We start from the raw sequence: 19,336 nt of genomic DNA, 5'->3' as shown, positions 1-19,336 counted from the left end.
CTCAACTACAAGCGCCTGGCGCTGCGCTACGACACCAGCAACACCACGATCACCGCGCTGGCCCGCCTGGCGATCACGCTGATCTGTGCCCGTCGACTACCTCCGACGAACTAATGCAACGGCTTGTAAGCGCCGCGACGGAAATCGCCAGGCTGCGCGGCGCCGCCGCCTGCACCCCCGCAGACCTCGCCGCAGCCGCGCTGGCGCTGAGCCTGCGGGCCAGTGAGCCCGTCGGCTTCACGCCCGCTGGCCAGTCCCCGGAGATGCTGCCGATCGACTCCAGCATCCAGCAGCTCTTCGACGAAGCGACCTCCCCCGTGGAGCTGCACGAGCTGATCACCACGGCCGTCGAAGCCGACAGCGACGTGAAGAACCTGCTCGAAGGTCGCTGAGCAGCGGCCGGCACCGGCACGTGCCGCCGTTCAGGTGTGTCCCCGTCTTGAAAACGGTGGCGGTCTCAACCGGTCAACGCAACACCTCGTCGAGGACTTCTGAGGGTGTCTTCCATCCCAGGGTCTGTCGAGGTCTTCCGTTGAGGCGGGCGGCGATCTCATCGAGGTCGCTCTGGCTGAAGGTGCGCAGGTCCGCGCCCTTGGGCAGGTACTGGCGTAGCAAGCCGTTCGTGTTCTCGTTGGACCCGCGCTGCCAGGGGCTGTGCGGGTCGCAGAAGTAGACCTGGACGCCGGTGTCGATGCTGAACCGGGCGTGCTGGGCCATCTCCGTGCCGCGGTCCCAGGTCAGACTGCGCCGCAGCTGCTCGGGAAGGCGTTGGACAGCCGTGGTCAAGGCCTGGCGGACCTGCTCGGCCTTGCAGCCGTGCGGTAGAGCGATGAGCTGCACGAACCGGGTCCGGCGCTCGACCAGCGTGGCGATGGCGCTGGGCCGGGTGCCGAAGACCAGGTCACCTTCCCAGTGCCCAGGAACCGCGCGGTCCTCGACCTCGGCGGGGCGTTCACTGATCGGGACAGTTCCGACGAGCTGCCCGCGCCCCTGCGGCAGCCGCTTGGCGCGGGGGTAGCGCATGGCGCGCCCGGTGCGCAGCGCAGCGGTCAACTCCTTGCGCAAAGCGCCTCTGCCCTGCACGAACAGGCTCAGGTAGATCGCCTCGTGGCTGGCGCGCATGGCCTCATCGTCGGGGAAGTCCGCCCGCAGCCGAGCGGCGATCTGCTGCGGGGACCAGCCGCGGGCCAGGTCGCGCTCGACCCGAGCGCGCAGCGCGGCGTCCTGGGCGAGCTTGCACTGCTTCGGGCGCCGGCCGCGCTGCCAGGCCCTCGCCTCCGCGCTGCCGGCGCGGTAGCCGCCTCGCCCGCCGTTGCGAGCCACCTCCCGGCTGACCGTGGAGGCCGCCCGGCCCAGCCGGCGGGCGATGGAGCGGGTGCTCTCCTTCGCGGCCAGCCCGCGGCTGATCTCCTCCCGCTCGACCGCGCTCAACTGGTGGGCCGCCCGGCGGCGTGCCGGCCGGCGCACCCCGCCGGTGGCGGCCACGAAGCAGCGGACGCTGGCCGGGCGGTTGATGCCCAGCGACCGCGCGATCGAGCGCAGCGACTCACCCGCGCGCCAGCGCGCCCACACCTGATCCTGCTGATCCGGACTCAGCCCGAACGTCTGCACCGGTCCCACCTCCACACTCACCACACCATGATCCAAAGAGAGTGGTGCGTTGACCGGTTGAGATCGCCGTCGCTTCTGCGACACCCGATTGGGCGCTGGACCTGCCGGTACACCCACCAGCAGCAGGGCGATGGGTCATGGTGGGCAGGTGCCTCAGCACCGCCGCCACCTCACCCGCTCCCAGGAGCTCACCCGGGCGATCGGCACCCTCGCCTTCGCCGCGCTGATCGGCGTGGGCGCGTGGCTGCTGCTGCGCGAGGCGCTCAGCGGCCAGCTCAGTGGCGTGCTGGCTGCTGCAGGAGCGGTGCTGGGCGCCGCGGCCCTCGACGTGTGGCAGCGGCACCGCCGCGCCGCTCGAGCGAAGCGCTCGAGACAGAACACCGCATCGTGACCCGGTTCCCCACCCGGCCGGCATGCGAAGTCCACCCAGCCAGGCCCGGGCCAACGCCCCGGCCCATGCCCGTACCCATGCCCGGGCGGCGGGCACGGCCTCACGAACAGCATGCCCCTCGAACCGACAGGAGCTCATGAGCCAGCCGCGCGCTCGTCAACAACGTCACCTGCTGCTGCTCTCGCACTGCATCGCGGCGATCGCCTTCGCCACCGTGGCCGGCTTCTTCGTCATCGACGGACACCCCCGCTGGGCCCTGGTGTGCGCCGTGCTGGCCCTGCTCCTCGCCGTCGTCGCCGTCGTGACCTGGCGCGACTCCCAGCGCGCCGGCACGCGCAGGAAGTAGCGCACCACACCGGGCGAGCAGGAGCCCCCGTCAGCACAGAGCTCGACACCCGTCTCGCAAACGGTGGCTTTCAAGACGCTCCGGTGGGTGGTGGGCGCTCTGCGTGTGCGGGTGAGCGATCCAGGTTGATGGTGCAGCGAAGCGGTGAACAGCACGTCCACGCACGGGGGGTGGACACACGATGAGCTCGTGCACCGAGAAGGCGATCACTCACCGGCAGCGGGCAGGCCCGGCATCTCGCGGGCTCGGCGCCGCCTCAACATCCTCCTCCTCCTGGTGTGCGTGGCGTGCCTGCCGCTGTCCGCGGGCTTGTACTTCCTGGCGCTGATAACGGGCCCCTTGCGCATCGACGAGGCGTGCGAGCGTGCATTGCACGCACCGATGACCCGCTACGACGAGCAGCTCTTCCCCCTCATCCGCAAGACGTGCATCGGTGGGGGCGCGGAAGTCGAGGTGGTCTCACCCGCGGTCGCGCTGCCGGCAGCGGTGACCTTGTTCGTCTCGATCGGCGCGGCGCTGTACCTGTGGCAGACAGGTCGGCACCGGCAGCGCTGGTGAGGGTGAGCGGCAGCGCTGCAGTTCGCACCCGAGAACTCCTCGCAACCACGGGCTCGGTGCTGCCCGCGCACGCTCACGCTGCTGCTGCGAGGACCGGCGCCAGGAGCCTGCTGCCGCTCGGCGGAGGCTGGGCCGCCTCAAGAGCCGGTGACACGGCCGATGACAGGACCGGTGACGCGACAGGCGGCGGGCCCCGGAGGGCGGCCGGCCTCACGGGAGCGGGCGTTCGACCTTCACGTCGACGACCCGACCGGTGGCGGGATCGACGGTGACCTTCTTGGGGATCGCCGGTGCGGGCAACAGCGGCGCGATGCGGTTCACCGGCGCCGCGCTGACGGGTGCCAGGCTCGAGCCGCCGACGAGGTCAGCCAGCGATGAGTCGGGCGCGGCGGCAGCAGGCGCGGCGGCAGCGGGCGCGGTGGCAGCGGGCGCGGTGGCAGCGGGCGCGGTGGCAGCGGGCGCGGTCGTCACGGTGGGAGCAGCACTTCCAGGTGTTGGCGCGTCTCGGCCGGTGATGCCCACGATCGTGGCGGTCCCCGCGGTGATGACCGCAGCGCCGATCAGGGCTCGCCGCAGCCGGTGTCCAGTGCTCACCCAGCCACCCTCGCACGAGCACCGCACGACAGACGGCTTCTTCACCGCACAGGCGCCACGCGCGGCTCGCGCCAGCCCGCGCGCCTCCCCCAGCCTGGCCGGAGTGGCGATCCCCCTTCGCCGACCACGCCGACCACGCCGACCACGCCGACCGACCGCCCGGTCACGGCCATGGGACCTGCATCCACGACCAGCGAGGACCGCGCGATCCTTACCCGGTGCACCGGACGGGCGCAAGCACTCCGGGCCGCTGCCTACCCTGGCCCGGTGGCGCTGCGAGCGGTGGTCTTCGACCTCGACGGCACCCTCTTCGACCACCCCAGCGCCGCCTTGGCCGGGCTGCGCACGTGGCTGACGTCGCTGGACCGCACCAGTACCCCACAGCTGGAGGCGGCGTGGGCGGCCGCCGAGGAGAGGCACTTCCGCGCCTGGCGCGAGGGAGAGATCACCTTCGCCGAGCAGCGCCGGCGCCGCCTGCGCGAGGTGCTGCCCCTGCTGGACCTGCCGGTGGGCACCGACGACGAGCTCGACACCGTCTTCGACGGCTTCCTGCGCGCCTACGAGGCCTCCTGGGCCGGCTACGACGACGTCGCCGACGCGCTGGCCGCCGTGCAGGCGGGCGGGCTGCGCACCGCGGTGCTGACCAACGGCACCACCGAGCAGCAGCACGCCAAGGTCGCCGCCCTGGGCCTGGGCGGGCGCCTGGGGCCGGTCTTCACCGCCGAGGACCTCGGGGTGGCCAAACCGGACCCGCGGGCCTTCCGCGCGGTGTGCGAGCAGCTGGGCCTGCTGCCCAGTGAGGTGTTGTACGTCGGTGACGACCATGCCCTCGACGTCCTGGCCGCCCGCGCCGCGGGGCTGCGCGCGGTGCACCTGGACCGCACCGGCACCGGCCCAGCTGGGGAAGTCTCTCGCATCGCCACCCTGCGCGAGCTGGCCGCCCACCTACGGCCCGCGTGAGCGCTTCCTGCAGAGCCGTCCACGGACACAGCGCGCAGCGTGTGTAGTCGCCGTCTCGCACCCGGTTTCTTTCGAGGTGACCTGAGTGCGACGTCTTCGCGGCGACGTCTTTGCGGCGACGCCTCAGTGATCGGCGGCCTCGCTGGTCGTTCCCTGGCGCCTCGAGCGGGTCTTAAGGACGGCGGTGACCCGCTGCTTGAGCAGCTGGAACGGCCGCTCTCCCGCCGTGGAGGTGTTGCGTCCGATGGTGACGCGGCGGACGTTGACCAGCGACTCGGCGTCCGTGAACTGATCCCGGGTCAGGTCCACCTCCACCCCGACGGGCATGAGGTTCCAGTAGTGCACGCCCACGACCTGGCCCTCGTGCTCGACGTCGGCGACCATCAAGTCGCCCCCGAGCAGGCCCTGCAGCACCAGGGCGGTCGTCCCGCACTGCCCCCGCGAGGGCTGCCCACCGCCGCGGGCCATGTACTCGGCCGAGGCGAAGGAGGTCTCCGGCCCCCAGGAGGCGCGCACCGCCGCTTCGATCTCGCTCAGGGTCACCGGCGCCACGAGCGGCATGCTGCCGCACGAGGACGACGCTCACAGCGCCCGGCACCACGGTGCGCACCGTGCGGCGGCCGGCTCTGGAGGCGGCCGCTGCGACGGAGGACGCTCGGGCACGGAGCGCAGGTCAGCGATCGGTGCGCGCCCACGCCAGGAGCCGCTCGCGGCTCTCGGTCAGCTGCCGGCGCCCGGTGGCGCTCCACCCGGTGCGCATCGTGGCCTCCACGCTAACGATGGAGCCGTCGCGCACCAGCACCAGCACCGCCTCGCCGATGCTCAACGGCCCGCCCTGCGGCGTGCCGGTGCGCACGTCCTCGACGTCCGTGCGCCGGATGCGCCGGGTGCGCATCGTGTTGCGCACCAGCAGCTCATCGCCCTCGGTGCGCGCGCGCAGCCGGAAGAAGCGCGTGAAGAGGAAGACGCCCACCGCCGCCATCGGCACGGTGACCAGCGCCCCGACATCGCCCTCGCGCAGCCCGCGCACCGCGAAGGAGGCCAGCAGGCCTAGCCAGAGCGCGGCGAAGCAGCAGATGTAGACGCGCACCCACCGCGGGGCGCGCACGTCCAGACCGTCCTTGCAGACGCCGGCTCGGCGAGTCGACATCGCGGACATCTCGGACATGACGCCGATCATGCTGCGCAGCGGCGCGGGCGCCACCTGGAAGACCTGGATCACCCGATCCCAGCACGAGCGCGACGCTGCGCAGCCCCTCAAGCACTGGTGAGCACCGGTGGACCCCGGGGGTCGACGACCAGCATCGAGGGCGGCGAGGGCGCCGGTGCGGCAGGCGTCGGCTCCGCTGGCCGCGGGTGCCCTAGCTGCCTAGCTTCTGCGCATGCGCATCCACGACCGCCTTCAAGACGACCCGCACACGCCCACCCGCGGCACGCGGGTGTGGGCGGTGGCGGCCCTCGTCTTCGCCCTGATCGGCTACTTCGCCATGGGTGGGCGCCGCGGTGACGCGCTCGCGCCGTCCTGGGTGATCTTCAGCGCCTTCGCTCTGGCCGCCGCCTGCGTCCTGGCCTGGATCGCGCTGTACCGGCGGGCCAAGGCCGCCGGCAAGGTCCCTCAAGCTCGACCCGAGCCGCAGCGAAACGAGCAGCCTCAGCGCTGACCCACCGCTCCAGACCCGACGGCCCACCGGGCGGGCGCGGCGGGTGCGGCGGGTGCGGCGCCTGGTGCCCCATCGCCCGGCCACCAGACGCGACACCTGCGTCCTCCTCGAGCCCCTCTGGCCACCGCAGATCCCCCCGGACCACAGCGCGAGCCCCCCGGACTCGCTGATCACATCGCTGTTGCCCGAGGAGCGTTACGGCACGCACAGCCAGGCAAACCAGCAGCCAGGCAAACGAGCAGCCAGGCAAACGAGCCGCGTGCTGGCTGGTAGCCCGCTGGCACCGCCACCACCACTGCATCTGCCGCCACCGCCGCCGGAAAGTCCCCACCGCTGATCGGCCGTGGTCATCCACGCGTGGCTCCCGGTGGTGCGCTGAGCCGCAGGGTGGCGCGTGCGGCACAGCTCGGGTGATGCTGGAGCCAGTGCTCACGCCACAGCAGCCTCCCTGGTCGTCTGCCAGCAGGAGTGGGTTAGGTCTTCGAGGAAGCAGGTCGTGGTGTCGCGGTTCCGCACTCGCAAGGCGCTGGGCATCAGCGCCGTCTCGCTGGCGACCTTGACGCTGGTTCCCCTGCTCGCGCCCGCCAGCCGCACCGAGCGGCTGACGCTGCTGGTGGCCGCGGTGCCGCTCGCGCTGCTCTTCGGCGCCATCGCCGGCTGGACACCAGCGGCGACGCAGTGGGCGGCGCCCGTCAGCGGTTCTGCGCACCCCAGCGCCCATGTCGCCCTCGACGGCCACCCCCTTCTCCACGACCATGCCGCCGTAGCTGGCGCGAATCCCAGCTCGCCGCCACGGGCAGCGCAACCGGGCCAAACTGCGCTAGGGGTGGGGGTGGGCTCAGTCGAAGCGCTGCAGTACACCCTGCCCCGGTAGCGGGGCATCGAGCACCGCCCGCACCGCGGTGGCGTCCCAACCGTCAGCCACCGCGCTGCGCAGCGCCCTGGAGCGCGCGGCGCTGGAGGCGCGGTCCCCGCCGCGCCAGCGCCAGTTCCACCAGGGCCCACCGCCGCGAGAGCGCATCGCCATGCGCGCCAGGTTCAGCGCTTGCGTGGAGGGCCAGACGTGACCGGTGGCATCGCCTGCCACGCGCACGCACAGCGGCACGTCGCACACCGCGTGCTCGGCCACCGCCACGTCCGCCGGGTCCATACCCAGCACCGCCGCCAGGACGTAACGGTTGGGCCGCACGCAGCGCGCCCGCCCCTCGCGCTTGAGGTAGAAGCGCCCGTAGTCGTCATCGGAGATGGCCCCCGTCCACAGCCAGCAGTCCCCGCTGCCCGGGCCCTTGACGACCTTGACCCAGAACCGCGCCAGCTCACCGGCGTCGGCGAGCGGGTGCACGCGCACCGCCAGCGCAGCCACCACCGCTTTCTCGCCTCATCTGCCGTCCCACCCGTTGCGCTACCCGTGTCCCATCCATCGTCTGAAGCGGCGAGCGGGGTGCTGGACACCAGCGATGATGCGTCGGCAAAGGCTCGTGCAGCACTGCTTGCCAGGACAGGGTTCGGATCATTCTCAGCGGTAGCGGTACAGCTTGACCCGCTGGATTGCCGCTCGTCCTGGCACCAGGCGCAGGTGGCGGCCCTGATGCGTCTCGTCGCCGTTGAGCCAGCGCAGGTGTTGCCAGAGACCCTCCTCGAAGCCGCCCTCCTCGCAGCTGAGGATGCCGAAGCGCTCGGCGCCGGCTTGCGCCGGGGAGAACGTCACCGTCACGCCCATCCCGCCGATGACGAACTCCTTATCGGCGGTCTGGATGACGATCGCGGCCGAGGGCAAACGCGTGGTGTCCTCCGCCCGGTCACCGGACTCGTTGATCACGCCGTCGGCCAGGCTCGGGGGCGCAATGCGCTCGTAGGTCACGTCGAGCAGCACATCGCCGAGGCGTAGCCGGTGCGGCACGCGCTGGTCGTCAGCCGGCGGGAGCAGGCCAGTCATGGTGCTGTCTCCCGCGTGAGCGGCGATCAGCGGGCTCAGTTGGCGCACGATGTCGTTCGATGCCGCCAGCATTGCCTCGGCGCGCCCACTAATGGACTCGACCCCGAATACGGCGAACCCGATGGCCGAGTGGGCGCCGTAGGCGTACAGGCAGTTGGCTGCGGCGTCGACGCTGCGCAGCGCTTCGGGGATGAACAGCGGATTGCCGCTGCGGGTGTACTTGCCAGCCCACTCGGCGAAGTTGGGAAAGTAGATGTCAGGGGCGATGAAGTCCAGCGATGGTGCGCCGGCTCGCCACACGTCGATCAGGTGCGGAAGCGGCCCGGCGCTGGGGTACTGCCCCGGCAGGGTCGCCGGTCGGATCAGCGCGGCGTTGGTGTACATCGGCAGGCCCAGCTCCGCCTTGCCGGCTGCCGTGACCGACTGCACGTAGCGCGCGAAGCTCCACGCCATGAACACCTCCTCACCCAGCGGACCTGCCCCGAAGACCTCCGTCCAGGTGCCTGCGGTGCGCTCGCCCGCTGCCGTCCACAGGTCGAGCAGTTCCGGCGCCAGCTCCTCCCGGTGCTGCTGCAGGTAGGAGATGAGCTCACCAGGAACCGCGGCGTTGAAGGCCGCCTCCGCCTGTGGGCTGTGATCGCGCGCTTCGGGGATCATTCCGATTTCGTTCTCGACCTGCACGAGGACGACTGCGTGCTGCTCGTCCTGGGAGCGCAGGTGGGCCATGAGGGCGGTGAACGCTCTGGCGTCGGCTTCCCGGTTGGCATCGCCGAAAGGCGTCAAGATCTCCATCGATCGACCCAGCGAGTCCCTGCACCGCGGGAACCGCTCGAAGTCCGTTTTCACCCAACTGGGTGCGTAGCACGACATGCTGTTCTTCCACGTGCCGAACCACAACAAGACCAAGCGCATGCCGTGCTCGCGGGCGTCGTCGATCAGCTCGTCGACGGTGCTCCAGTTGAAGACGCCTTCCTCTGGTTCGACGACGTCCCAGTACACGGGCGCCACGATCGTGTTCAGACCCAGAGCCTGGAGCTTCGGCCAGTACCGCTGCAGGAAGGCCCGCTCAACGCTGGAGTTGCCGAGCTCACCACCACGGATGATGAACGGCTCCTGGTCGACGATGAGCCGTGTGGCACTGCCTGAGCGTTCGAGCCTCGGCAGCAGCGCCTGCGTCCGTTCGCCGTCCACCTCAGACATTCGCGTTGACCCAGTTGTCACACCGGGTGAGTTTGGCACGCGACCAACCACTTGTCACCCGTTGCTACAGGCATCTTTCGCGCTCACACGGGACGTCGAAGGAACCGCTGACTGCGCGCTGCGGGACTCGCACTACCAGTACCCCCACGGTGCGCGCGTCAACGGCCGCCATCGCGTCGACGGGGCGGATGCCTCTGTTCCGCGTGGTGGCTGGCGACGCCATCCGCCGAAACACCGGAGCTCGCGGCGGCCGGGCTCCGAGACCGCCGGTGGGTGAACCCGTCAGGCCCGCCACGCGGCGTGTCCGGTGCGTCCGGCACGTGCCTTGAGCACGGTACCGGGTCGCTGTACAGCGATCCGCCTCCCGGTCGGTTGTTCTGCTTGGGGTTGGAAGTGGTTCCCGCTGGGCGAGCACGCTCCTTCTCGCCCTGCGGCCCTGCGTGCCCAGTGCTGGTGGCCCGCGCGACAGTACCGGCGCGAGGACGTGCGTCGCACCTACCGACCGTCCTGATCACTTCCCTCCTCCCTTCCGTCGGCGGTCGGCGAGCACGTGGGACTCACGGCGCGTGGTTCGTCACCACGTCGTCCGACGCGGCTCGGACGGCGAGCAGGTCCAGCGGTACCGCCCCGGCGAGCTCGGCGTACCCGGCCGGTGAGAGGTGCAGGTGGTCGCCGCCGTCGACGTCGGCGCGCAGCCACGAAGGGTGGTCGGGATCGCGCAGGGCGTCGTCGAGGTCGACGAGGGCGTCGAAGACGCGGCCGGTGCGCAGCTGGGCGTTGACCTCCTGCCGGCTCCCCTCGCGCAGGCCACCGGGATCGTCGTAGCCGTCGTGGCCGCCGAACGGCAGCAGCGTCGCACCGATCACGGCGATCCCGCGCGCTCGGCAGCGCAGCGCGATCTGCTCGTAGCCGGCGAGCAGATCGGCGGCAGCGCCGCGCTGGGCGTCCGGCGTCCCCGCGGTGGTGCCGAGGTCGTTGACGCCTTCCAGGACCACGAGGGTGCGGACCCCGCCGAGCGCCAGGACGTCGCGGTCGAGGCGGGCCAGGGCTGAGGGGCCGACGCCGTCGCCCAGCACCCGGTTGCCGCCGATCCCCTGGTTGAGCACCGCGGTGCCCGTCGCGCCTACAGCGAGCAGGCGCTCGAGCAGCCGGTCGGACCAGCGGTCGGCCCCATCGGTGGTGGAGCCGCGCCCGTCGGTCAGGGAGTCGCCCAGCAGCACCACCGCACCGGCGTCCTCGCCTGCGGGCACCTCGACGCCGGTGAGGACGTACCAGTGCTCGATCGGCGCGGCGCCGGGCAGGTCGAGCTCGTCGACCCGGTCGCCCGGCACGACGTGGGACGTGGTGCGCGAACCCGGGTGGGTCGTCGTGCCGCCGGGGTCGGCGCCGGCGGCGAACGCGAGCGTGGCGCTGAGGTGGGCGCCGGCAGCGACCGGCACCTCCACGGGGTCGGAGACGACGAGCGCGCCGGGCGGGACCTCGGTGCCGGGGCGGCCTCCGAACGTCACCGGCACCGGATCGCTGTCCACCGCACGGGCACCGGCGCGCCCACCCTCCGGTGCGGCGACGCTGGCACGCACCACCGGCAGCGGGGCATCGCCGAAGGCGTTGGACACCCGCAGCCGAACGCGCGGGCCGCCGAGGGAGCAGCGCACCGTCTGGCGCAGCGTCGCTCCCGCTAATGCCCAGCCCGGACCGTCCACGGGCGGCAGGTCGGCGGGCTGAGCACGTTGCTGCGCCGCCGCCCAGGTGTGGATCCAGCGCTCGGTCACCGGCACCACCGGGCCGCGCCGACGACCGCAGCGACTCCACGCACCGCACCCACCCCCCGGGAACTGGGAGTCCCGGCGACCCGGAATTCCACCGGCAACCCTAGCGCGACGCACGCGAGGGTTTGCCGCGACGGTCACGTCAGTGATTGCGGCACGCACACCGGCCTCGTAGGGTTGGGATGCACCCTCGCCGGTGGGAAAGAGGGAACACCGCGCGGGTCCGGGACTTCCCGGGGTCGCCGGCGAACCCGCCGGGGCCGCCGGCGCGCTGCGCCTCACCGACGCCTCCGACGACGAAGGTCCACCATGACGACGCACGTCTCCCCCGCTTGGCTGCCCGATGCGGCCCTGGCCCCGCTGGGCGCCGGGACGGTGCTGCTCCTCGCGCCCGGCCTCGATGACGACCCGGTGCTCGACACCGTCGTCGCGGAGGTGGAACTCGCCGCCTCCCACCACGGCGGGCGATCTCTGCGGGCTCACGACCCCTCCGCGCCCGCCTCCGTCGTGCTCACCACCCCGGCGGGGCTCACGGACCTGGCCGGCGCGGACGGTGCACCGCGGGCCGTGCGCGTGGCCGCGGAGAGAGCCCCGGAGCTGTCCGCGGAGGGTTTCCACCTCGTGCGCACGGCTGGGACGACCGTGGTCGTCGCGCGCACCGGCGCGGGCCTGCTCTACGGGCTGCACGCACTGCTGCGCGTCGGGTCGGCGCCCTCCGGCGAAGGGACCCTCGACGAGGTGCACGAGCCCGTGCAGCCGATCCGCATGCTCGACCACTGGGACAACCTGCTCCCGCACCCCGTGATGGGTCAGGTGGAGCGGGGCTACTCCGGCGGGTCGCTGTTCTGGTCCGCAGGACGCCTGCGCGAGGACCTGACCCGCGTCGAGGGGTACGCACGCCTGCTGGCCTCCACGGGCATCAACCGGATCGCGGTGAACAACGTCAACGTGCACGAAGCCGAGGCGCGCCTGCTCACCGACGGCCTTGATGACCTCGCCCGCCTGGCACAGGTGTTCCGCCGCCACGCGATCCGCACGCACCTGTCCGTCTCGTTCGCCGCGCCGATGACCGTGGGCGGGCTGAGCACCGCCGACCCTCTCGACGCGCACGTGCAGCGCTGGTGGGCCGAGGCCGCGGCGCGGGTGTGGGCACGGATCCCCGACTTCGGCGGGTTCGTCGTCAAGGCCGACTCCGAGGGGCAGCCGGGGCCGTTCGCCTACGGCAGGGACCACGCCGACGGGGCGAACCTCCTCGCCCGCGCGGTGGCCCCGCACGGGGGCACGGTGTTCTGGCGCGCGTTCGTCTACGACCACCGCCAGGACTGGCGCGACCGCTCCACCGACCGCGCGCGCGCCGCGCACGACCACTTCGCACCGCTCGACGGCCGCTTCGACGACGCGGTCGTGCTGCAGGTCAAGCACGGCCCGATGGACTTCCAGGTGCGCGAGCCGGTCTCCCCGGTGATCGCCGCGCTCCCGGGTACGCGACTGGCGGTGGAGCTGCAGGTGACGCAGGAGTACACCGGGCAGCAGAAGCACGTGTGCTACCTCGGGCCCCTGTGGTCGCAGGTCCTGCGGTTCCCGCTGTGGGGCGAGGGCGGTGCCACCGTCGCCGATGTCGTGGCCGGTCGCGGCCCCGGCGCCCGCCCGGGCGGCGTGGTCGCGGTCTCCAACGCCGGCGACGACGAGTTCTGGACGGGGCACCCGCTGGCGCAGGCCAACCTGTACGCCCTCGGCCGCCTCGCCTGGGCACCGGAGCTGGACCCGCTGGCGGTCCTCGACGAGTGGATCCGCCTCACGTTCGGGCCGGACGGAGCGCTCGCCGGGCTGCTGCACCGCGTGATGGACGGCTCGTGGCGGACGTACGAGGACTACACCGCCCCGCTGGGCGTGGGGTTCATGGTGCGGCCAGGGCACCACTACGGCCCTGACGTGGACGGCTACGAGTACACCCCGTGGGGCACGTACCACTTCGCCGACCGCGACGGCATCGGCGTGGACCGCACGCGTGCGACGGGCACGGGGTACACCGGTCAGTACCCCGCCCCGTGGCGCGACGTCTATGAGTCGCTCGAGACGTGCCCCGACGAGCTGCTGCTGTTCTTCCACCACGTGCCCTACGGGCACGTCCTCTCCGACGGCACGACGGTCGTCCAGCACGTCTACGACACGCACTTCCGCGGTGCGCGGGCGGCGGGCGAGCTCGTCGAGCTGTGGGAGGGCGCGCGCGGCCGCGTCGAGGAGCGGACCTGGGCGCGGGTGCGCGAGCTGCTCGAGGAACAGGCGCGCAGCGCGCGGGAGTGGCGCGACCAGCTCAACACGTACTTCCTGCGCCACTCCGGTATCCCCGACGCCCACGGGCGGACCATCTTCTGAAGCCGTGCGGCCCGGCGCTTGCACGGGCGCCGGGCCGCCCGCGCCTAGTAGGAGGCCACGAACCGCTCGCGGACCTCGCGCAGCACGGTGCCCTCACTGTGGGCGAGGAGGAAGGTCAGCACCGACGCCAGGAGGACGACGACGGCGTCGAACGTGACCCAGGCCGTCCCGATCGCCAGGACGAGCAGCGAGAGCAGAGCGAGGGTCGAGCGCGGGCGGGTCAGGAGCGTGAGCACGCCGAGTCGGGCCGCGTCGCGCCAGCGGAAGGTGAACACCGCGGTGAGGACCAGCACACGCACGGCCCACAGCAGCACCGCCGCACCGAGGACGGCGTACAGGGGCGTGAAGACGGCCGCCGCACCCACGACATCGCGGTGCGCCATGTTGACCGCGAGGACCGTCAGGACCGCCAAGGCCGGGACCCACGTGCGCAGGGCGTCCAGCGCGTCGAGCCGGTAGCCGCGCAGGAACTCCCGCGCCGGGGCGGCGTCGTGGTCGACGAGGAAGGCGCGCCAGGCGAAGACGGACGCCGCTAGTGCCGGGCCGGCCGGTACAGCGCACAGGGCGTACAGGGGCAAGTTGCTGGCGTCCGGCGCGAGCAGCAGGGCGCCGGCCAGGCCGGGCGCGGTCGCGAGGGCGAGCAGAACCTCGACGACGACGAACCAGTGCACGACCTGGGTGACCTGCGAGAGCGGCCCTTCGCCGAAAGCGCGTGCACCTCCGGCGGGCGGCGGCACGGGCGCGCTCACCGGACCCCGGCGAGGAGGGTGCCGCGGGCGGTGGGCTCGGTGCGGGCAGGGCTCACGGGAGTCGCCATTCGCTGAGGGCTGTCGGGGCTGCCAGGGCTGTCAGGGCCGGGGGGCGACGACGACCCGGTGGCACCCGAAGGTGCCACCGGGCCGTGCCGGGAATCAACCGTTGTTCTCGGCGAACCGCTGCTGAGCGGTGTTGACGAGATCCACGTATGCACCGACGTTGGCGGCCTCGAGCTCGGCCTCGAACGCGTCCCAGTCGGCGATGTCGCGCTGGCCGAGGATGAACTGCAGCGTGGCCTGCAAGGTGAGGTCGGTCAGCGCCGTCTGGTACAGCGAGGCCTGCTCACGCTCACCCTCGTTCAGCGGGGCCGGCGGCGCGACCGGCTCGGGCTGCTTCTCCGCCATTGCCAGCTGCCAGTTCGCCTCCTCCTCGTAGAGGTTGGAGAGCACCAGCTCCTGCGTCGAGCCCGACGCGAACATGTACACGCCGTTGAAGAAGCCGAAGTCCTTCTGCATGGACTTCGGCGCGCCCGGGTTGAGGCCGGTGAACGTCACGTCCGCGGCGGGAGCACGCTTGCCGTCGACGACGTCGTAGGTGGTTCCCTCGACGCCCCACTTGGCGAACTCCATACCCTCGTCGGAGTAGTACAGCCAGTCGATGAACTGCATCATCGCGACGAAATCCTCGTTCTCCACTGCGTCGGAGGAGATCATGAGGCCGTTCTCGAGCTGGGTTCCCCCGACGATGTCTCCCGCCGGGCCCGCGGGCATCACGATCTTCGACAGGCCGTAGTTGCCTGCCCCGAGCGTCTGGTCGAGAGCGGTGCGGGCGCTGAGCACCTCCTGCGAATTGGTGCTGATGCCGTAGGACTGCTCGTTGGCCAGCTTCGCCAAGGCCGCCTCATCGGACTGGGTGAAGCTCTCGGGGTCCATGAGGCCCTCCTCGACCAGCCCGCGCAGGTACTCGACCATCGCCTTGTACTCGTCCGTCGTCGCCGTGAAGACGAACTCGCCGGCGTCCTCATCCCACGTGACGCCGTCGTTGAAGCCCCACTCCCCTGCTTCGGTGCCGAACGAGGCGTCGAGGTAGTTGAGCAGCGCCTTGCCCTCCCAGCGGTCGGAGAACGGGTAGGCGTCGGGGTGCGCCTGCTTGATGGCGCGCAGCACGTCACGGAACTCGTCCCACGTCGTGGGTTGCTGCAGGCCCAGCTCTTGCAGCACGTCGGTGCGCAACGCGGGCGTGTAGTCCGGGCGCAGGTTCTCCAGCAACCCGGGCAGCAGGTAGAACTTGCCGTCCTCCTGGCGCAGCGTGTCGAGCTCGTCCTCCAAGTCCCACTTGGCGACCTTGTCCTGGAAGTTCGGCATGAGGTCGAGGTAGTCGCTCACGGCCAGGATGGCGCCGGAGGCCACGTACGGAGTCTCCTGCCCCGGGTACGTCACCGGGATGAAGTCCGGCGCGTCGCCGGCGCCGATGACGAGGCTGCGCCGCTGCTCCCAGTCGCTGAGCGGGGCCAAGGTGGGCTCAAGGGTGACGCCCTGCTGCTCGGCCAACGTCTGGTAGAAGAGCCACTCGGGGTTGTTCGGGTAGTTCGGGTGGTCGCGGTAGAGCAGCGAGAAGGACACCGGCTCGCTCGCCTTGAAGGTGTCGCCGACGCCGTAGTCCTGCATGGCGCCGACGTTCTTCTCGGAGATGACCTCCTCGGCGTCCTCGCCGCTGTCGCCGGAGCAGGCGCCGAGGCCCACGGCCAGGCACATGGCCGCGGCAACGCCGATGGTGGTTCTCCTCTGGATGATCATCATGTTCCCCTTTTGAGCGTCGTCGGCCTGCGTCGGGAGCCAGGTGGTGCCGCGCGGTCAGCCCTTGACCGCGCCGAGCATCACGCCGGACACGAAGTACTTCTGGATGAACGGGTAGAGGGTGACGATGGGCAACACGGTGAGCACCATCGTCACGGCCTGGATGTTGGCGGCGACCTGCGCGAGTTCGCCGGCGCCGCCGCCGATCGACGTCGCCGTCGTGGCACCGGCGATCATGTTGCGAAGGTAGACGGTCACCGGGTACAGCTCCGCGCGGTCGAGGAACAAGAAGGCGGAGAACCACGAGTTCCAGAACGAGACGGCGTAGAAGAGCACCATGGTCGCCAACACCGCCTTGCTCAGCGGCAGGACGATCCGGAAGAAGATGCCGTACGTCGTGAGGCCGTCGATCGCGGCGGCTTCCTCCAGCTCCTCGGGCAGGTTCTCGAAGAACGCCTTCATGACCAGCAGGTTGAAGACGCTGATCGCGTTGGGCAGCACGATCGCCCACAGCGTGTTCTTCATACCGAGCTCGTTGATGAGCACGTAGTTCGGGATGAGCCCGCCGTTGAAGAACATCGTGAAGACCGCGGTGCCGATGAGGATGCCACGGCCCTTCAGGTGTTTCTTGGAGATGGCGTAGGCGAAGGAGGTCGTGAGGACCATGGCGATCGCCGTGGCGACCACGGTGTAGACCACGGTGTTCTTGTAGTTGGTCCAGAACAAGTCATCGCCCAGGACGACCCGGTAGGTGTCGACGTTGAAGCCGCGTGGCCACAGGTTGACCTCGCCGGCGTTGATGGCGCCCTCGGAGGAGAACGACTGGGCCACGATGTTGACGAACGGGTACAGGGTCACCGCGACGACACCCAGCAGGACGACCGCGTTGGCGACGCGGAAGACGCGGTAGGTGCGTGACTCCTGGATGCCGCGCGCGGCGGGCGGCCGCGCGAGGCGACGGCTCGCGGTTGTCGGGTCGGCGCTCACCACAGGCTCGTCCCTACTGCTCGGCGCGAGATCGCGTTTGCGGACAGGATCAGCGTCAGGCCGATGAGCGCCTCGAAGAGGCCGATGGCCGCGGCGTAGGAGAAGTTGCTGGAGAGGATCCCGACGCGGTACAGGTAGGTCGAGATGACATCGGCGCTGGGGTACAGCAGAGGGTTGTACAGCAGCAGCACCTTCTCGAAGCCCACGGCCATGAACGTCCCGATGTTGAGGATCAGCAAGGTCACCATCGTGGGCCGGATGCCGGGCAGGGTGACGTGCAACGTCTGCTTCCACCGGTTGGCGCCGTCGATGCGGGCGGCCTCGTAGAGGTTGTCGTCGATCTGGGTGAGCGCGGCTAGGTAGAGGATCGTCCCCCAGCCCACGGTCTGCCACACCTCCGAGCCGACGTAGACGACGGGGAACCACTCGGCCCGCTGCATGAACGGGATGGTGTCTCCGCCCAGCGCCCGGACGATCTGGTTGGCGGTGCCCTGAACGGACATGATCTGCAGCACCATGCCGGCGATGATGACGATCGACATGAAGTGCGGCAGGTAGGACACCGTCTGCACAAACCGCTTGAAGCGCCTGGAGCGCAGCTCATTGAGGAGCAGGGCGAGCACGATGGGCAGCGGGAACGCGACGGCCAGCGTGAGCAGCCCCAGGATCAGCGTGTTCTGGAAGACGTTCCAGAACGCCGGGTCATTGATGAACAGCTCGACGTAGCGCAGGCCCACCCACTCTTCTCCGAAGATGCTGCCCCCGGGCCGAAAGCGCCGGAACGCGATGACGTTGCCGAGCATCGGGGCGTAGCGGAAGACGAGGAAGAACAGCAGCGGCAGGGCGACGAAGGTGTACAGCCGCCAGTCGCGGCGCAGGGCGGTGCGCCAGGTGGTGCGCGGAGACCGGTGGGGCGAGGCGCCCTCGAGCGCAGCCAGCGACTCGGGCGCGGCAAGTCCCTCGCCGGCCGTGGTTCCGCTGGGTGAAGCGGTGCTCATGCGGTGATCCCCTTTCTCCAGGTCGGCGCGAGTGCCGTGCGGGTGGCGGGAGCGTGCGCGAGCGCTTCGACGGTGACGGCGGTGCGGTCCCGGGGCCCGTGACCTGCGCGACGCCGGAGGCCGGCCGGCTCCAGGTGGAGGACGGCGTGCCCATCGGCGCTGGACCGGGCCACGCACCGCTGCACGGCGCCAGGTCGATCGAGGTGGGACCGACTCAGCTCGGCCACGTGGACGAGCCGCGCCGGCGCAGCGCAGCGCGCCGGGTCCGCAGACGCAGTCCGGAGTGCTCGGCGACGAGGCGAGGCGGAGGCCTGGCACCATGACCGAGGGATCGGCAGGTGATCGCTCGTGCCCGGGTCGCCGCAGACCGCCGCGCGCATCCGGTCCTCGGTGCCACGCCACCCCTCGACGGGCTGCGCCGCGGCCTCTGCCGTCACGGCGGACCGAGCCGCTGCCTGCGACGCTGCGCCGCACCACGGGCGGCCGTGCAGTGCGGAGCCGTGCGGTGCGGAGCGACTCGGTGTCGCCTGCTCGACGCGTCCGTCCGTGATGTGCTCATCCTGCGCTCCCTCGCTGCAGCGGATCGGTGGTCCCCGATGATCCCGACGTCCGCAGCGTACTACCATACAAGTATGTTAACAACATCCTGGCACACTGGACCCATGAGCTCTCCGGCCGGGTCGCCCCCGCGCACTGCCCGCCTCCGCCAGCGTCCCGCGGGCCCCGGAGGCACGCGCGCGGTGGTGCACGAGGTGGTCCGCCAGCGCATCATCAACTTGCAGTACCCACCAGGGACACCACTGTCGGAGAACGAACTGGCCGCCACGCTCGGCGTCAGCCGCACTCCGGTGCGTGAGAGCCTCATCCTGCTTGTAGGAGAGGGTCTGGTCAACGTCGTTCCGCAGGTCGGCACGTTCGTGGCCCCCATGCGCGAGGCCGACATCGCCACCGCACAGTTCGTGCGCGAGGCGCTCGAGCTGGCCTCCTTGGACCAAGCCGTGCCCAGGCTGACCGACGAGGACGTCGAGGACCTGCGGTCAGGGCTGGCGGCGCAGCGCCGCGCCGCGGCCCGCAGCGATCAGAACCGGTTCTTCGTCCTCGATGAGGAGTTCCACCTGCGGCTGATGGCAGTCTCCGGGCACGCCTCGGCGTGGCGGTCGGTCAGCCAGGCCAAGGCGCACCTGGACCGGGCCCGACGGCTGTCCCTCCCCCTTCCGGACCAGCTGGACGTGCTCATCGACCAGCACGAGGAGGTCGTCGACGCGATGGCTGCGCGCGATGTCGATCGTGGTATCGAGGCCCTGCGCAAGCACCTGCGCAAAGTGTTCGACGACATCGCAGTGATCCGCGCTCAGCACCCGCAGTTCTTCGCCGACGCCTGACGGTCGTGGTGTCGG

Annotated in this window: 20 protein-coding genes and 1 pseudogene; 10 read left to right on the top strand and 11 right to left on the bottom strand. The window is 71.1% G+C overall.

From position 1 onward, the window contains the following. Together ACRYMN_RS10610 and ACRYMN_RS10605 are read left to right on the top strand one after the other, a co-directional pair. Positions 1-114: pseudogene (locus ACRYMN_RS10610) on the top strand (IS5/IS1182 family transposase); the annotation flags it as partial. 149 nt (positions 115-263) lie between these two features. Beyond that, the gene (locus ACRYMN_RS10605; RefSeq protein ID WP_432494763.1) at positions 264-392 is read left to right on the top strand and encodes a hypothetical protein; all 129 of its coding nucleotides are present in this window, start codon (positions 264-266) and stop codon (positions 390-392) included. 73 nt (positions 393-465) lie between these two features. Here the strand turns inward: ACRYMN_RS10605 and ACRYMN_RS10600 are convergent, their stop codons facing one another. Further along, positions 466-1,611 (bottom strand): IS30 family transposase, encoded by a 1,146-nt coding sequence (locus tag ACRYMN_RS10600; protein ID WP_432494765.1) that lies wholly within the window; start codon positions 1,609-1,611, stop codon positions 466-468. Between the two features lie 148 nt (positions 1,612-1,759). Between ACRYMN_RS10600 and ACRYMN_RS10595 the strand changes: the two genes are divergently transcribed. From ACRYMN_RS10595 to ACRYMN_RS10585, 3 genes are all read left to right on the top strand, one after another. Then, positions 1,760-2,002: a hypothetical protein gene (locus ACRYMN_RS10595; RefSeq protein WP_432494761.1), complete on the top strand. Its 243-nt coding sequence runs from the start codon at positions 1,760-1,762 to the stop codon at positions 2,000-2,002. Between the two features lie 136 nt (positions 2,003-2,138). Next, the gene (locus ACRYMN_RS10590) at positions 2,139-2,348 is read left to right on the top strand and encodes a hypothetical protein (protein ID WP_432494759.1); all 210 of its coding nucleotides are present in this window, start codon (positions 2,139-2,141) and stop codon (positions 2,346-2,348) included. 276 nt (positions 2,349-2,624) lie between these two features. Further along, positions 2,625-2,906: a hypothetical protein gene (locus ACRYMN_RS10585; RefSeq protein ID WP_432494757.1), complete on the top strand. Its 282-nt coding sequence runs from the start codon at positions 2,625-2,627 to the stop codon at positions 2,904-2,906. A 210-nt stretch (positions 2,907-3,116) separates the two neighbouring features. Here the strand turns inward: ACRYMN_RS10585 and ACRYMN_RS10580 are convergent, their stop codons facing one another. Next, positions 3,117-3,377 (bottom strand): hypothetical protein, encoded by a 261-nt coding sequence (locus ACRYMN_RS10580; RefSeq protein WP_432494755.1) that lies wholly within the window; start codon positions 3,375-3,377, stop codon positions 3,117-3,119. A gap of 390 nt (positions 3,378-3,767) precedes the next feature. Between ACRYMN_RS10580 and ACRYMN_RS10575 the strand changes: the two genes are divergently transcribed. Continuing rightward, a complete protein-coding gene (locus tag ACRYMN_RS10575) occupies positions 3,768-4,460 on the top strand; it encodes an HAD family hydrolase (protein WP_432494754.1) in 693 nt (230 codons plus the stop codon). Between the two features lie 123 nt (positions 4,461-4,583). On the opposite strand, the gene ACRYMN_RS10570 is transcribed toward ACRYMN_RS10575, so the two are convergent. Next, on the bottom strand, positions 4,584-5,012 hold the full coding sequence (locus ACRYMN_RS10570; protein WP_432494752.1) for a YunG family protein: 429 nt from the start codon (positions 5,010-5,012) through the stop codon (positions 4,584-4,586). A 121-nt stretch (positions 5,013-5,133) separates the two neighbouring features. Continuing rightward, positions 5,134-5,682: a hypothetical protein gene (locus ACRYMN_RS10565; RefSeq protein WP_432494750.1), complete on the bottom strand. Its 549-nt coding sequence runs from the start codon at positions 5,680-5,682 to the stop codon at positions 5,134-5,136. 160 nt (positions 5,683-5,842) lie between these two features. Between ACRYMN_RS10565 and ACRYMN_RS10560 the strand changes: the two genes are divergently transcribed. Further along, the gene (locus tag ACRYMN_RS10560) at positions 5,843-6,121 is read left to right on the top strand and encodes a hypothetical protein (RefSeq protein WP_432494748.1); all 279 of its coding nucleotides are present in this window, start codon (positions 5,843-5,845) and stop codon (positions 6,119-6,121) included. Between the two features lie 496 nt (positions 6,122-6,617). Then, positions 6,618-6,995 carry a hypothetical protein gene (locus tag ACRYMN_RS10555; RefSeq protein ID WP_432494746.1) on the top strand — a complete coding sequence of 126 codons (378 nt, stop codon included), beginning with the start codon at positions 6,618-6,620 and terminating at the stop codon, positions 6,993-6,995. Here the strand turns inward: ACRYMN_RS10555 and ACRYMN_RS10550 are convergent. From ACRYMN_RS10550 to ACRYMN_RS10540, 3 genes are all read right to left on the bottom strand, one after another. Further along, entirely contained in the window at positions 6,960-7,484 is a 525-nt protein-coding gene (locus ACRYMN_RS10550) for a hypothetical protein (protein WP_432494744.1), read from the bottom strand. The two genes, ACRYMN_RS10555 and ACRYMN_RS10550, sit on opposite strands and share 36 nt — an antisense overlap. Before the next feature lie 153 nt (positions 7,485-7,637). Further along, a complete protein-coding gene (locus tag ACRYMN_RS10545; protein ID WP_432494742.1) occupies positions 7,638-9,248 on the bottom strand; it encodes a GH35 family beta-galactosidase in 1,611 nt (536 codons plus the stop codon). 566 nt (positions 9,249-9,814) lie between these two features. Then, a complete protein-coding gene (locus ACRYMN_RS10540) occupies positions 9,815-11,029 on the bottom strand; it encodes an SGNH/GDSL hydrolase family protein (protein ID WP_432494740.1) in 1,215 nt (404 codons plus the stop codon). 306 nt (positions 11,030-11,335) lie between these two features. Between ACRYMN_RS10540 and ACRYMN_RS10535 the strand changes: the two genes are divergently transcribed. Beyond that, positions 11,336-13,402, top strand: coding sequence for an alpha-glucuronidase (locus tag ACRYMN_RS10535; protein ID WP_432494738.1), 2,067 nt, complete (start codon positions 11,336-11,338; stop codon positions 13,400-13,402). 44 nt (positions 13,403-13,446) lie between these two features. On the opposite strand, the gene ACRYMN_RS10530 is transcribed toward ACRYMN_RS10535, so the two are convergent. From ACRYMN_RS10530 to ACRYMN_RS10515, 4 genes are all read right to left on the bottom strand, one after another. Further along, the gene (locus ACRYMN_RS10530; protein WP_432494736.1) at positions 13,447-14,073 is read right to left on the bottom strand and encodes a glycosyl transferase; all 627 of its coding nucleotides are present in this window, start codon (positions 14,071-14,073) and stop codon (positions 13,447-13,449) included. A gap of 240 nt (positions 14,074-14,313) precedes the next feature. Beyond that, positions 14,314-15,957, bottom strand: a complete 1,644-nt coding sequence (locus ACRYMN_RS10525; RefSeq protein WP_432494734.1) for an ABC transporter substrate-binding protein — start codon at positions 15,955-15,957, stop codon at positions 14,314-14,316. Positions 15,958-16,011: 54 nt separating this feature from the next. After that, on the bottom strand, positions 16,012-16,941 hold the full coding sequence (locus tag ACRYMN_RS10520; protein WP_432494732.1) for a carbohydrate ABC transporter permease: 930 nt from the start codon (positions 16,939-16,941) through the stop codon (positions 16,012-16,014). Continuing rightward, a complete protein-coding gene (locus ACRYMN_RS10515; protein WP_432494730.1) occupies positions 16,938-17,939 on the bottom strand; it encodes an ABC transporter permease in 1,002 nt (333 codons plus the stop codon). Before ACRYMN_RS10515 ends, ACRYMN_RS10520 begins: the two co-directional genes overlap by 4 nt. Before the next feature lie 740 nt (positions 17,940-18,679). Here ACRYMN_RS10515 and ACRYMN_RS10510 point away from each other — a divergent pair. Further along, positions 18,680-19,321, top strand: a complete 642-nt coding sequence (locus ACRYMN_RS10510; protein ID WP_432494728.1) for a GntR family transcriptional regulator — start codon at positions 18,680-18,682, stop codon at positions 19,319-19,321. Positions 19,322-19,336: the final 15 nt, after the last annotated feature.

The sequence above is a fragment of the Kineococcus gypseus genome, from assembly GCF_050871305.1.
Classification (GTDB): Bacteria; Actinomycetota; Actinomycetes; order Actinomycetales; family Kineococcaceae; genus Kineococcus; species Kineococcus gypseus.
Note: the sequence above shows the minus strand (reverse complement) of the source record. Positions and strands in the feature narration are given on the sequence as shown.